Source organism: Saccharospirillum sp., from assembly GCF_039982735.1.
In the GTDB taxonomy this organism is placed as follows: domain Bacteria; phylum Pseudomonadota; class Gammaproteobacteria; order Pseudomonadales; family Natronospirillaceae; genus Saccharospirillum.
Map to the genome: position 1 here is coordinate 249941 of NZ_JBDWXV010000017.1, position 13266 is coordinate 263206.

13 protein-coding genes are annotated in these 13266 nt (G+C 57.5%); 5 read left to right on the forward strand and 8 right to left on the reverse strand.

The annotated features are described in order from the left end of the window. Positions 1–2: 2 nt before the first annotated feature. The 5 genes from ABJT94_RS15500 to pilG form a co-directional block, all read right to left on the reverse strand. On the reverse strand, positions 3–857 hold the full coding sequence (locus ABJT94_RS15500) for a CheR family methyltransferase (RefSeq protein ID WP_348477670.1): 855 nt from the start codon (positions 855–857) through the stop codon (positions 3–5). Between the two features lie 94 nt (positions 858–951). Continuing rightward, complete coding sequence (locus ABJT94_RS15505) at positions 952–3042, reverse strand: methyl-accepting chemotaxis protein (protein ID WP_348477669.1); 2091 nt, start codon at positions 3040–3042, stop codon at positions 952–954. A 220-nt stretch (positions 3043–3262) separates the two neighbouring features. Continuing rightward, complete coding sequence (locus ABJT94_RS15510; protein ID WP_127559772.1) at positions 3263–3799, reverse strand: chemotaxis protein CheW; 537 nt, start codon at positions 3797–3799, stop codon at positions 3263–3265. A gap of 10 nt (positions 3800–3809) precedes the next feature. Continuing rightward, positions 3810–4187 carry a twitching motility response regulator PilH gene (gene pilH / locus ABJT94_RS15515; protein ID WP_028671182.1) on the reverse strand — a complete coding sequence of 126 codons (378 nt, stop codon included), beginning with the start codon at positions 4185–4187 and terminating at the stop codon, positions 3810–3812. Positions 4188–4255: 68 nt separating this feature from the next. Then, a complete protein-coding gene (gene pilG / locus ABJT94_RS15520) occupies positions 4256–4636 on the reverse strand; it encodes a twitching motility response regulator PilG (protein ID WP_028671183.1) in 381 nt (126 codons plus the stop codon). A 384-nt stretch (positions 4637–5020) separates the two neighbouring features. On the opposite strand from pilG, the gene gshB reads away from it, so the two are divergent. Genes gshB through ABJT94_RS15545 form a run of 5 tightly spaced genes read left to right on the forward strand, consistent with a single transcriptional unit; the run spans position 5021 to position 11243 of the window. Beyond that, the gene (gene gshB / locus ABJT94_RS15525) at positions 5021–5974 is read left to right on the forward strand and encodes a glutathione synthase (RefSeq protein ID WP_348477668.1); all 954 of its coding nucleotides are present in this window, start codon (positions 5021–5023) and stop codon (positions 5972–5974) included. Then, positions 5974–6861: an energy transducer TonB gene (locus tag ABJT94_RS15530; RefSeq protein WP_348477667.1), complete on the forward strand. Its 888-nt coding sequence runs from the start codon at positions 5974–5976 to the stop codon at positions 6859–6861. The genes gshB and ABJT94_RS15530 overlap by 1 nt, the downstream gene beginning before the upstream one ends. Further along, complete coding sequence (gene ruvX / locus ABJT94_RS15535; RefSeq protein WP_348477666.1) at positions 6858–7286, forward strand: Holliday junction resolvase RuvX; 429 nt, start codon at positions 6858–6860, stop codon at positions 7284–7286. The genes ABJT94_RS15530 and ruvX overlap by 4 nt, the downstream gene beginning before the upstream one ends. Before the next feature lie 7 nt (positions 7287–7293). After that, complete coding sequence (locus ABJT94_RS15540) at positions 7294–8955, forward strand: VRR-NUC domain-containing protein (protein WP_348477665.1); 1662 nt, start codon at positions 7294–7296, stop codon at positions 8953–8955. Beyond that, positions 8952–11243 (forward strand): ATP-dependent DNA helicase, encoded by a 2292-nt coding sequence (locus tag ABJT94_RS15545; RefSeq protein ID WP_348477664.1) that lies wholly within the window; start codon positions 8952–8954, stop codon positions 11241–11243. The genes ABJT94_RS15540 and ABJT94_RS15545 overlap by 4 nt, the downstream gene beginning before the upstream one ends. Here ABJT94_RS15545 and ABJT94_RS15550 read toward each other — a convergent pair. The 3 genes from ABJT94_RS15550 to ABJT94_RS15560 are packed head-to-tail and all read right to left on the reverse strand — an operon-like array spanning position 11230 to position 13170. Next, the gene (locus tag ABJT94_RS15550; protein ID WP_348477663.1) at positions 11230–12183 is read right to left on the reverse strand and encodes a diguanylate cyclase; all 954 of its coding nucleotides are present in this window, start codon (positions 12181–12183) and stop codon (positions 11230–11232) included. The two genes, ABJT94_RS15545 and ABJT94_RS15550, sit on opposite strands and share 14 nt — an antisense overlap. Before the next feature lie 2 nt (positions 12184–12185). Then, positions 12186–12794, reverse strand: a complete 609-nt coding sequence (locus ABJT94_RS15555; RefSeq protein ID WP_164744006.1) for a histidine kinase — start codon at positions 12792–12794, stop codon at positions 12186–12188. Positions 12795–12798: 4 nt separating this feature from the next. After that, complete coding sequence (locus ABJT94_RS15560) at positions 12799–13170, reverse strand: response regulator (RefSeq protein ID WP_348477662.1); 372 nt, start codon at positions 13168–13170, stop codon at positions 12799–12801. Between the last annotated feature and the right edge of the window lie 96 nt (positions 13171–13266).

Here is a 13266-nt window from a genome sequence, read left to right on the forward strand (position 1 = left end):
ATTCATTTGTGTTTCAAGTAGGCCAACGCCCGTTCACCGGGTACGCGCGTCAGTTCAGGCATCTTCCAGTCCACAACTTCGCCCAGGCCCAGCACCAGCATGCCGCCTTTGGCCAGTCGTTTGGCCAGTTCAGACACGATTTCCTTGCGGCGCCACTTGCGAAAATAAATCAGCATATTCTGGCAATAAATCAGGTCCAGCTCTTTCATCGGTGAGCGAGCCAGCTCCAGTACATTCAGGCGTGTAAAGCACACTCTTTCCTGTAACGCTGGCGCTACCCGGTATTGCCCCACCTGAGGCGAAAAAAACCGCTCGATCAGGCGCTTATCCAACATCTCAACCCGCCGGGCCGGGTACACACCCTGGCGGGCCGTTTCCAGAGCCCGGGAGGACACATCGGTTCCGGTCACGCCAAAATGCCTGATCTGATCAGATTCACGCCGTAAAAGATCGGCTGTCATCATCGCCAGGCTGTAGGTTTCCTCGCCGGTGGAACAACCAACACTCCAGATACTCAGCGGCCGGGTGACTTCATGGACGCGGCGCGTCAGAAAATCACGTGTCAATGCGAACGCCGCCGGGTCTCTGAAGAAGCGGGTTTCCTGAACCGTTACCCGGTCGATCAGGCAATTCCATTCAATCAGCCCGGCATCACCACTGCGAATATAGCGGTAATAATCCAGATAATCAGTGAACCCCAGCTCACGCATGCGAATGGCCAGACTGGTCTTGAGAAAACTGCGTCGTTGTTCCGACAACTGCAACCCAAGACGCTCTTCCAGCAACTCCTGCCAGGTGAAAAAGGCACGGTCGCTCAATTCGGGAGCCTGATGTACGGACGCGCTCTGGGTCACCACGTTACAGCCTCATTCTCAATCAGCGGTGCATCGCTGTATGACCAAAAACGCAGCCACGCATCCCAATGCCCCTGAGAACCCCATTTGGCCGCCGTTAAGCGACCTCATCGTCCAATTCCGGGGCACCCAGCATGTCCAGGTCGTCGTCGCTGTCCGGCAGTTTGAAACCGGCTACCGACGAGCGCAGGTCGTTCGCGAGCTGAGCAAGGTTACCAATCGACTTCGCCGTTGCAGTGGTACCGGCTGAGGTTTGTGAGGTAATTTCCTGAATAACGTTCATCGTGTTGGAGATGTGGCCAGCTGATGAAGCCTGCTGACGAGCCGCGTTGGAAATGTTCTGAATCAGGTCGGCCAGGTTCTTCGATACCGATTCGATCTCTTCCAGGGCAACACCCGCATCCTGTGCCAGGCGCGCACCCCGGACCACCTCGGCCACCGTTTGCTCCATCGAGATAACGGCTTCGTTGGTGTCGTTCTGAATGGTTTTTACCAGCGCTTCAATCTGCTTCGTTGCCGCTGAAGACCGTTCCGCAAGACGCTGTACTTCGTCCGCTACCACCGCAAAGCCCCGGCCGGCATCACCGGCCATGGAGGCCTGAATGGCAGCGTTCAAAGCCAGAATGTTGGTTTGGTCGGCAATGTCGTTAATCAGCGATACGATGTCACCAATTTCCTGCGAGGATTCACCGAGTCGTTTAATACGCTTGGACGTTTCCTGAATCTGCTCACGAATGTTATCCATGCCGTTGATGGTCGATTGCACCACGTCGGCACCTTTCTTGGCGATCGCAACCGACCGCTCGGCTACCGCGGCTGATTCGGCAGCGTTGGCCGATACTTGGTCAATGGACACGGCCATTTCGTTAACCGCCGCCGAGGCGCCGGCAATTTCCTGCGCCTGATGCTCAGAGGCTTCAGCCAGGTGCATGGCCGTAGCCTGTGTTTCCTGGGCGGCCGACGATACCTGAACCGCCGTGGAGTTAATGGCCGATACCAACTGACGCATCTGGTCGATCGCGAAGTTAATGGAGTCGGCAATGGCGCCCGTGAAGTCTTCGGTTACCGTCGCCTGTGTGGTCAGGTCACCGTCGGCGAGATCGGCCAGTTCATCCAGCAGTCGCAAAATGGCGTTTTGGTTCTGCTCGTTGGTTTCAGCTGTTTCACGCAAGTCTTTCTGTGTATCGCGAATAACCACGAATACCGCAATGGCAATCAGCACCAGTGCCAGTGCACCCAGGGCGTAAATCACCAGGGCATTGCTGAGTGGCCGGGTATCGGCCGATTGTTGAATCTGGCCAGCCAGGGTAGACGCCTGCTCAAGCAACACCTGAGAGTCGGTAAAAATGTTGGAGGCTGCTTCACGCACCTGGAACAACTCGGGAGACGTTGCCATGATCTGTGTGACCGAGCCGGATACGATCTGGAACAGATTGGCAATTTCATCCAGCGCTTCACGCGCTTCAATGTCGTTAACGCGGTCAATGTCGAGGTTGGCATTGCCGTTCAGCATGCCGTCCAGCACGCGCTGGAACAGTGCTGCGTCGCGCTCAAAGGAGTCGGCCGCCATCACAGCGCCTTCACCACCCACCAGAACCCGGTTAATCGACCGGACAATCCGCTCAGCCAGCCAGGCCTGACGCTGGGCTACAGCAACCTGGCCTGCACCTGCATCGGTTTCCAGCAAAATTTCAACGACTTCGTCGTATTCCACCTGCAACTCGGGAATCCGCTCGGACAGAGTGTTGGCGGTTTCGTGCAAATCCAGAATGGTTTCCTGAGATTCAACGATCAAATCCGAATTCTGGCTCACCCGGTTCCAGATACGCGACAGACTGCTGATGTCGACATCGGGAGCATGTTGCGCCAACGACGGTGTTCCGGTAATGGTGTTACCTTGTTGCACGTAGTTGAAACGCACCTCGAACTCGGCACGTGAACGCTGCAGCAAACCAAAGGCCTGCTCCTGACCGCCTGATGCTTCCGAGGAGTTCTTCGCAATTTCCTGCGACAATACCCGCATCTCACCCGCGTGTTCGAGCAGCTCCTGGTCGAAGGCGCCCAATCTGAAATTCTGGTACACCACGGCAAACAGGCCCAGTACCACGACCAGCAGCGCGGCCAGCAGAATACTGAGCAAGCGGTTGGTGCCCAGGATGGTTAGTAAATTTCCGGCTCTTTGTTTCATCGTTCGAACTCCAGTTCGGCCTCAGGCTGTGCTTCTGAAATAAAATCTTTCTGATTGTGAGTCGTGTAATTATCAGTTTCGTAACTACATGATGTTTCGTAACTGTATATATCGTAAGTACAGGCTTGCGGGAGGTCGCTCAAGCTACCTCTCCCAGCCCAACCTTTCCCGGGATGTGCGGCCTGTAATGTACTGGCGGCATCCATTTACCCGGAGACGGTCAGACCGCCACTTCCTGAAAAACGTCGTGTTCATAAAGATCCTCCATGCTGATCACCGTCCATATCTGGCTGTCACGAACGTAGTGGCCACGCACAAAGGGTTTTATTGTCTCGGGTAATGACGGGACATCACCGGAAAAATCGTCCACCGGGAAGTACTGCATGCCTTCTACCGAATCCACAATCAGACCGTCGATCTGGTCGTGTTGCTCGATCACCAGGATCCGACGATTACGCATGGATTCCTGGCTGGGTGTCTCGAAAAACAGGTCAAGGTCAATCACCGGGATCAGTCGACCCCGGACATTGGATACACCCTGAACCCAGGGTTTGACGTTTGGCAGGCGGGTTACTGAAGGGACATTCAGGATTTCTGTAATTTCATCCATAGCCGCGACGAAGTAATGATCACCCAGTCGAAACCCGATGCCGCTCCAGGTTTCCCGCACTTCCTGCTGCTCGGGCAGACCAGCGGCCTGGGTACGACAGCGCAGCGCGATGTCCCGCAGTAGCTGAATCGGAGTCATGTCGGCCATGAGTGTGCCGTCAGTCCTGAAGGTTGCCGGCGAGTACAGCCTCGACGGTCGACAACAGTTGATCTTCGGCTACCGGCTTGACCAGGTAACCGCTGGCACCCTGCCGACGACCCCAAACCCGGTCAGTTTCCTGATCTTTGGTGGTTACAATCACCACCGGAATGTGGGCGGTATCGGCACCTTTAGTCAACTGCCGGGTCGCCTGAAAACCATTCAGACCGGGCATCACAATGTCCATTAACACGATGTCCGGCAACTCCTGACGTGCCAGGGCGACTCCATCGGCTCCATTATCAGCCGTTAATACTTCATGACCATGCTTTTCAAGCATGCCCTGAAACGCGTAGGTCTCAGTTGGAGAGTCGTCTACAATCAGAATCCGTGCCATGGTCCACCCGTTTATTTTTTAATCAGTACATCAACAACAAAAAACCGCTCAGCCGAAGCATGCGATCATTATTTTACGTAATCCCGAATTGCGCCCAGCAACTCTTCCTTGCCAAAAGGCTTGGTCAGATACTGATCGCTGCCGACGATGCGGCCTTTTGCCTTGTCAAACAGGCCATCCTTACTGGACAGCATGATAACTGGCGTTTCTTTAAAGGCACTGTTGTTCTTGATCAGTGCACAGGTCTGATACCCGTCGAGTCGGGGCATCATGATATCCACAAAAATAATGTCCGGTTTGGTATCGGCTATTTTAGCGAGTGCATCGAAGCCGTCCGTCGCGGTGATCACCTCACAACCGACTTTCTTTAACAGCGTTTCCGCTGTGCGCCGGATGGTTTTGGAGTCGTCAATGACCATCACCTTGAGGCTTTCAAAGCTGTTTTCCATAGGTCATCCCAGGGTTGAAAGCTATATTTTGAGTACCAGTATATCGGGTACCGGGCTGCAGTTAGCGTACCAGTGATTGAGCCCGCATGTCTGGCCCATGCCGGCACTGATGTGCTGTATAACGCTCGCAGGCCAGGTTACCTGTAACCTGCTGCGTAGCAAAAACCGCCCCTGCTAACACGACGTTCCCACCCCGACAGCCAAAATCGGGGTTTGTCGTCGACCGCTGTCATGCCCGGACGCTCTATTACTGGCTGTCTAATACTATGGCTAGAACTTTTATCACAGAATCTAGCTATCCGCTATAAACGGCTGTAAAGAAAGTTGTTTTTGCTATACCAATCATCTATTACCATACCAGCCAATGATAACCCGAGGCTAGACATGAAATTGACGATTGGCATCGTGATGGACCCTATCGAGACCGTCACCTACAAAAAAGACAGTTCACTTGCCATGCTCTGGGCCGCGCAGGACCGGGGCTGGGAGCTGTTTTACATGACCCCGGCCGACCTTTTTCTGGACAACAGCCAGGCTAAAGGCCTGATGCGGCCCTTAAGTGTATTTCGTGACCCAGATCACTTTTATGAACTCGGAACGGCCAAAGCCGCGCCCTTGGCGAATCTTGATGTTATCCTGATGCGCAAGGATCCGCCATTTGACAACGAATATACCTATGCCACCTATTTGCTGGAACGTGCCGAACAGGCGGGCACGCTGATCGTTAACAAGCCGCAGGCGCTACGCGATTGTAACGAAAAGTTATTTGCCACTGCCTTTCCGGACTGTTCACCGCCGCACCTGGTGACTCGCAATGCAGCCTTGTTGAAAGCCTTTCACGCAGAGCATGGCGATGTCATTTTCAAACCCCTGGATGGCATGGGCGGCAGTTCCATTTTTCGATTGAAAGCCGACGATTCCAACGTATCCGTCATTATTGAAACCCTCACCGAACACGGTAAGACGCAAACCATGGCCCAGAAATACCTGCCAGAGATCAAGGATGGCGACAAACGCATCTTGATGATTGACGGCGAGCCCGTCGATTATTGCCTGGCACGCCTGCCGGCCAAGGGCGAAACCCGCGGCAATCTGGCCGCCGGTGGTACTGGCCGTGCCCAGCCACTGACCGACCGCGACCGCTGGATTGCCGCCCAGGTCGGGCCCGAGCTCAAAAAGCGCGGTTTGCTGTTCGTTGGCCTTGATGTCATTGGCGATTATCTGACTGAAATCAACGTAACCAGCCCGACTTGCATACGTGAGATCGATGCCGCATACGACACCGACATCGGTGGCAAGCTGATGGATTTGATCGCCCGGAAGCGAGGAATGGCCTGATGCCGACCGCTGCCAGCGTAGGCGCTATCGATCGACTCAGCTTTACGCTGTTTCTGGCGCTTGGCTTGCATGCCCTGTTGATCTTCGGGGTCGGGTTCTCCGCCCCCGAAGCACGTTCCATCCCGCCAACCCTGGATGTCACGCTGGCACAGCACAGCCGCACAGAACCAACGCCGCTCGATGAAGCCGATTTTCTGGCCGATGCCGATCAACAAGGCAGCGGTACCCAGGATGAAGCGGCACGTTTGACCTCGACCGAACAAGCCGAGATTGAAGACAATCAGGTGTTTCGCACCACACCGGAAGTGCAGCAGCTGAATTTTGCCGAGCTGGAAGCAGCGCGCAAGCGCATTCTGACTACCCGAACCGACACCAGCCGCACCGCTCTGGACCGGGCCGAGGAAGAAGCCCCTCCGGTTGAGGAACTGGCCAGTAACGACCCGCTGATGATCAGTCAGATCAACGACGTCGCCACCCTGCGCGCCATGCTCGATGAAAGCCGCCAAACTTACGCCAAGCGGCCCCGAGTCAGAACCCTGACCGCCGTATCGGCGCGTCGATCGCTGGATGCCGCCTACGTCTTTAACTGGCTCGAAGAAGTCGAGCGGGTTGGCAACCAGAACTATCCGCAGGCTGCCCGTCAGGAGCGGCTCTCTGGCAGTGTCCGGCTGGCCGTCAAGATGCGGGCCGATGGCAGCTTGGCCTCGGTCGAGGTCACTCAGAGTTCCGGTCATGCTTTGCTCGATCAGGCGGCCAAACGCATTGTTCATATGGCAGCACCCTTTGAACCTTTCAGCACCGAGATGGCACAGGAATACGACCAGCTGGAAATCATCCGCACCTGGCAATTCCGCACCGACAATCAGTTCAGCCGGGAAGCATCATGATGCGGCCGGCCGGGCAGTGGCTGGGGTTTGATTTTGGCCTGGCCTGGATCGGCGTCGCTGCCGGCCAGACCATCACCGGCACTGCCACAGGCATTACCACCTTGCGCGCCCGTGACGGCATCCCGGACTGGCCAGTCATCGACCAGCTCGTTGCCGAGTGGCGCCCGGTTGGCTTCGCTGTCGGCGTCCCGTACAACATGGACGGCACCGACAGTGAGATGGGCACCCGGGCCAACAAGTTCCGCAAACGCCTGCACGGTCGCTATGGCCTGCCTGCTGAAGCGGTGGATGAACGGTTGAGCAGCCGAGAGGCCCGCAGTCACCTGGGGTTGCAAGGCGCCAGCCTGTCCCGGGCGCGCCAGGCCGACATCGACAGTCTGGCCGCCCAGCTGATTCTGGAAACTTTTCTCAGCCAGCCCGTGTGATATCGGTATGCCCGTCACTGAGCCAGTCGATCTGCCCGAAGGCTACTATCTCAACAACTTTCGCCAACTGGTCAGTACCGTCAGCGAGCGCTATGCCGACCTGCTGGATTCAGCCGACCAGTGCTTTCTGACCCGTTTTCGTGAACTGAGCGAACCTGCCGCCCGACTGCTGGTTCGGTTGTACACGCGCAAGGGGCCGGTATTCAGAGTCAACCGACTGAGCTATGCAGACGTAGGCCCCATTGAACCAGCCGTCGCCGAGCTGGTTCAGGCTGGCCTGCTGGATCCGTCACCCCTATTGACGGCATTGGACATCGCCCGTTTGCTAACACTGCCCGACCTCAGACAATTGCCCTGGTGCCCGGACCCACGCCTCAACAAGGCCGCCTTGCTTGAATATCTCGCCAAAATGCCCGATTCCGGCTCGCCAGAGGACTGGCAGCTGGCCGAGCCTCTGGTGGCCCGCTGCCACGATGTCACCCTGCGCCGTTTGCAACTGATGTACTTTGGCAATGGCCGCCAGAGCCTGACCGACTTTGTGCTGTCGGATCTCGGCGTATTCCGCTACGAACGCTACCCGCTGAACCGCGCCCAGCGCTGGTTTCAGGACCAGGCCGACATCGATCAGACACTGCACCTGATGGACCTGCGCGACCAGTACCACGAGGCCACAGAAACCAAATCAACGGAGTCATTACCCGCGATTGCCCAGGCATGTCTGGCCGCCGAATGGCGACCCAGAGTTCAGGGCCGGGCTTTTCGGCTGATGAACCAGCTCGGCTATCGGCTGGAGCAAGCCGGACACTGGTCGCTGGCCTTGGCGCTGTTGAGCACCAACGAGACACCCCCAGCGCGTGAGCGCCGGTGTCGTCTGCTGTACAAGCAGGAACGCTTTGCGGACTGCTGGGCGGCACTGCAGCCGATCCTGGATGCCCCGCAGGATGCCAGCGAAGCCCGTTTTGGGCCCCGCTTTCAGCCGCGCCTGGCGCGCAAACTCAAACGGCCGGTGCTGAGTGTGTTAGCACCCACTGTCGTCGAGAGCCGGGTTTTATGGGCGCCGGCGGCCATGAGTGTCGAGCAACTGGCCTGTACCCAGCTCGACGATGCGGTCTGGCTGGAAAACCAGCTGCCGCTGGCCATCTTCACGCTGGTGCACTGGCCCTGGCTGTTTGCCGACGTGCCCGGCGCCTTTCACCACCCCTTTCAATCGGGCCCGGCCGATCTCTACCAACCAGACTTTCTACAGCGTCGAGGCACAGACCGGCACCGCCTGTACCAGACCCTGACTCTAACCCAGGCACGCCAGAATCTGACGCACAACAGTCAGAATAAAGCCGGTTTGCAAAACCCCTTCTTTAGCTGGGGGGGGCTGAGCTCAGAGCTGCTATTGCGTTGTTTCGAAGCGGTGCCCTGGGACCACTGGGTCCCGATTTTCCGGCACCTCTGGCTCGACCTTAAGCGTCACCGCTCCGGCTTTCCCGATCTGTTTCAGTTCCTTTCGGACGGCTATCGTTTTATCGAAATCAAGGGGCCGGGTGACCGGCTGCAGGATAACCAGCGGGACTGGCTGGGGGTGTTCAGCCAAGAGGGTATTCCCGCCGAAGTCTGGTATGTCGAGTACGCAACCGACGCCGGACCGGAAGCGCATGCAGATGACGTTACGCCATGACTCCGAGGCCGCACTTTCGCATCTCGGTTCGTGCCCTGGCCGAGTTCTGCCTGGATGACGGCGATCTGGTCAGCAGCTTCCGCGCCAGCCCCAGTGCGCTGGAAGGCCGGGAAACCCATCAGTTGACCCAGGCTCGCCGCACTCCGGGCTATCGACCGGAGCAAGTCGTTAGCCTCGACTGGCAACACCCGGATTTTGATCTGACCCTGAGCGGTCGTATCGATGGCGCCTGGGGCGACGGCATCGAAGAAATCAAAACACTGCGCATTACGCCAGAGGAGTTGCCCGATTCCGCCCGGGCATTGAATCAGCGCCAGGCTCAACTCTATGCCGCGCTCTGGGCGCTGCCCCGCCCCGAACAGGCGCAATGGACAGTGCGGCTGTGCTATGTACACAGCCAGACTCAGCAGGAATGGCATGAGGATGAACACTGGACCCGGGAGGCCCTGCTCGACCGGCTGACCGGGCACCTGGCGCGCTACGATCACTGGTTGCAACAACTGCACGAACACCGGCAACGCCGGGATCGTGCCCTGGCCTGGGCCCGGTTTCCCTTCAACCAAATGCGCGCGGCGCAACGCAGCATGGCCGAAACCGTCTACAAAGCCCAGGCATTGCGGCGCAATGCCCTGGTCGAGGCCCCTACCGGTACCGGCAAAACACTGGCAGCGCTCTTTCCCAGCCTGAAAGCGCTGGGCGAGGGGCATCACCAGGGCGTGTATTACCTGACCATGAAAAACACCGGCCAGCCCCTGGTGCTCGACAGCATTCGAGCGTTGAACCTGAATACCACCGACCTGATTACCCTGAACCTGCAGGCGAAGGAACGTTTGTGCCTCAGCCCGTCGACACCCTGCGACGGGTCGGTGTGCCCATACGCCCGCGGCTACTTCGATAAGCGCCAGCGGCTGCGGCCAGCGCTGCTGGAGGGGGGTATCTGGGATCAGGCAACGCTGACCAGCCTGGGCGAAGAACATCAGATCTGCCCCTATTACCTGAGCCAGGACTGGGCCATCTGGGCTGATCTCGTGGTCGGAGACGTCAATTACCTGTACGACACCACCGCCGTTCAGCCCTACCTGCTCCGGGAAGTGGACAATCAGGTCGCGGTGTTGATTGATGAAAGCCATAACCTGATCGACCGTGGCCGGGCCATGTTCAGCGCCGCTTTTTCCGGCCGGTCTCTTACGGCCCTCAATGACGCAGCCCCGGCCAACGTGAAAGCGGCCTTGAAGCCGGTGCGGCGGGCGTTGCAACGCTGCCTGAATGATCAGAATGGCCTCAGCGAACGACGGCCCGAGGCGCTGGTCCTGGCCCTGCGCACCTGGCTACAGGCCAGTGCCCGCCTGCTACGGGAAGCACCGTTCTGGGAACCGGGGCCCGCCTGGGAAGCGCTGGTTTTCGAGGCTGGTCGCTTCACCCGTATCGATGAACTGGCCCAGCCTGACGATTTCTGCTGGCGCTACCAGGGCAGTGAGAAACGCTCTATCGACGACAAACGCATAGAGGTACTGTGCCTGAACCCGTCGCGCTTGCTGACCCAGAAGCACGACCTGGTCAACTCGGTTACCGGCTTTAGCGCCACTCTGACTCCCTGGCCTTACAGCCTGGCCATGACCGGCCTCGCCAATGCCGTGCCGCTGACGTTGCCATCGCCGTTTCAGCCACGGCAATTCAGGGTCACACTGATTACCGATGTATCCACCCGCTATCGCGACCGCGCCGGCCTGAAAGACGCCGTTCTCCCTCTGATCCGGCAATTCCGCCGCCAGACCCGCGGCAATGCACTGGTCTTTTTCTCCAGCTACCAGCAGATGGCCGGTGTATTCGAGGCGTTCGCTGATGACCCGACCGTGATGGCGCCCACCCGCGATGCCACCTTGCTGGAGAGACTGGCGTTGCTCGACCGGCTGAGAAATGAACAGGGGTTGATGGTAATGGCGCCCCTCGGCGGTGTACTGGGGGAAGGCATCGACCTGCCCGGCGATGCGCTCACCGGCGTTATGGTCGTCGGCCCTGGTCTGCCGCAGGTCAACGAGCTCAACAACCGCATTCGCCACGCCCTGGACCGGCAGGGCCAGCCCGGTTTCGATTTTGCGTACCGCTACCCCGGCCTGCACAAAGTGCTGCAAGCGGCCGGTCGCTGCGTGCGCACCGAAACCGATGAAGGCGATATCTGGTTATTGGACGACCGCTTCGCCGAGTATTACCGCAATGGCTGGTTACCACCGCACTGGCAGGTGGTGTTGCGGCGGCGCGAGGAGGTGTTAGAGGTTACGCCAGACTGACGCGGTTGCGGCCCAGATCTTTCGACTGGTACAACGCCTGATCGGCCAGGTTGATCCACTCGGCGTGTGATGACAGTTCTGCGTTCCAGCTGGCTACGCCGAGGCTGATGGTCACCTGCAAGTTCACGTCTTCAGATTTCAAAACCTGCTCCTCAACATGCACCCGCAGTCGCTCAGCCAGAGTAACCGCATCTTCACCTGTGGTATCTGGAAGAATGACCGCAAACTCCTCGCCACCATAGCGTCCGGCCACATCCGTTTCACGCAACGTATCGCGGATCACAGAGGCGACCATGCGAATCACATCATCGCCAATGGTATGGCCGTGCGTGTCGTTGACCGCCTTGAAATGGTCGATGTCCATCATGATCAGCGAAGTCGGTTGCTGGGCCCGCTGCTGACGTTTGAATTCCTGCAACAACTGGTGTTCCCAGTAGCCGCGGTTAAACAAGCCCGTCAAGCCATCCTTGCGCGAAAACTCTTTCAGCCGCTGGTTGGCTTTTTGCAATTCAATCTTGCTCACCGCTACGTCGCTGACATCGTAGACGATGATGCACAAACTGTTCACCTCACCTTTGGTGTCGGCTACCGGAATAAAGGTGCAATTCTGATACATGAACTCGGACGTACCGGTAATGGGCCGGTTGTTCTTGAACCGGAATACATAGGGACGCTGCTCCCAGGTAGTAAAAGCCCGGTTGCGCAACTCAATTACGGTTCTCGCCTTGTGCTCGAACCAGTGCCGGGGAATGTCGGGAAACACAGCGAACAAGTTCTTCCCCAGTGCATCCTGTGGCGAGATACCACTGTGGTTTTCCATAAAGCCGTTCCAGGCCATCACCTTGTAGTCCAGATCGACCACCAGCATCCCGACGTCGATGGTCTGCAGTACTTCAATTAACCAGTGGAAATCATCTACTGAATTGCGCGGTGGCGACATGATCACTCCAGCATGAAACGGACTTTGCTTTCGAGCACTGCCAAACTGTCTTCGGTAAACAGCAGTAGCAGATCGCAATCGACATTGCGGCTCTCAAGGCGATACGGAATTTCAATGGTCAGCGCCCGTTTCCAGTTGCCAGTCTGGTTGTTCACCAGGTCCTGAAGGTGCAGGTGCTGGCCGAGCAACACCGGCTGACCCTGGCTGAAGGAGACATCCAGCTGTTCAGTCAGCCCTTTCAGACACGCACCGATCAGAATGTTCGCGATGTCCATCAACAATTCAAGTTCGATGTCCGGCGTGATATCGCCCTTGAACTCGGTCAGTTCGGCAATGTCCTGGAAGCTGGTGTCGTTGAAGATCAGCAGGGCTTCGCCGGAAATGCGGGAACCGACAAACCCCTGACAGACAGCACTGACGGAATCGACCGATTTGAGCGACGACAACGCCATTTTCAGTTCGTTGCGTTCCAGCAAATTGACCACCGGAATCGGCAGCACCACATAATTGTTCAGTAACCTGGCCAGCAGGTCAGCGGCGCGACCCATGGCCACGTTGGCGATTTCCTGAAATACGTCGCGCATTTCTTCATCGAGATGCTCAGCGCTCATCAGGTCACCCCGCATAGATGCCGAAGTCGGTCAGCACTTGCTGCAACCGCTGGGCATCCACTGGTTTTTTGATGAAATCGACCGCTCCCAATCTTTTCACACGTGCCATGGCTTCGGGCTGAATATCGCCGGAGATCACAATCACCAGACAGGGCAGATCCTGCTTCTTGATGGCCTCCAGCACCTCAAAGCCATCCATCACCGGCATGGTCAGGTCGAGAAACACCACATCGCCTTTACCGGCGCTGATCGCGGCTAACCCTTCCTCGCCATTACCGGCAAAGGTAACGTCTATATCCCAACCTGAGGGCAGCGCTCGCTGCACCTGTTTGCGGGCAAAACTAGAATCGTCACAAATCAGGACGGGTGTCGACATGGTTACTCCATCATGCAAATTGACATCTTTGAATGGGCAGACGCTATCGCTCAACAGCAATCGCCCGGCAAACTGGGCGATCCACCCTTTGAGTAA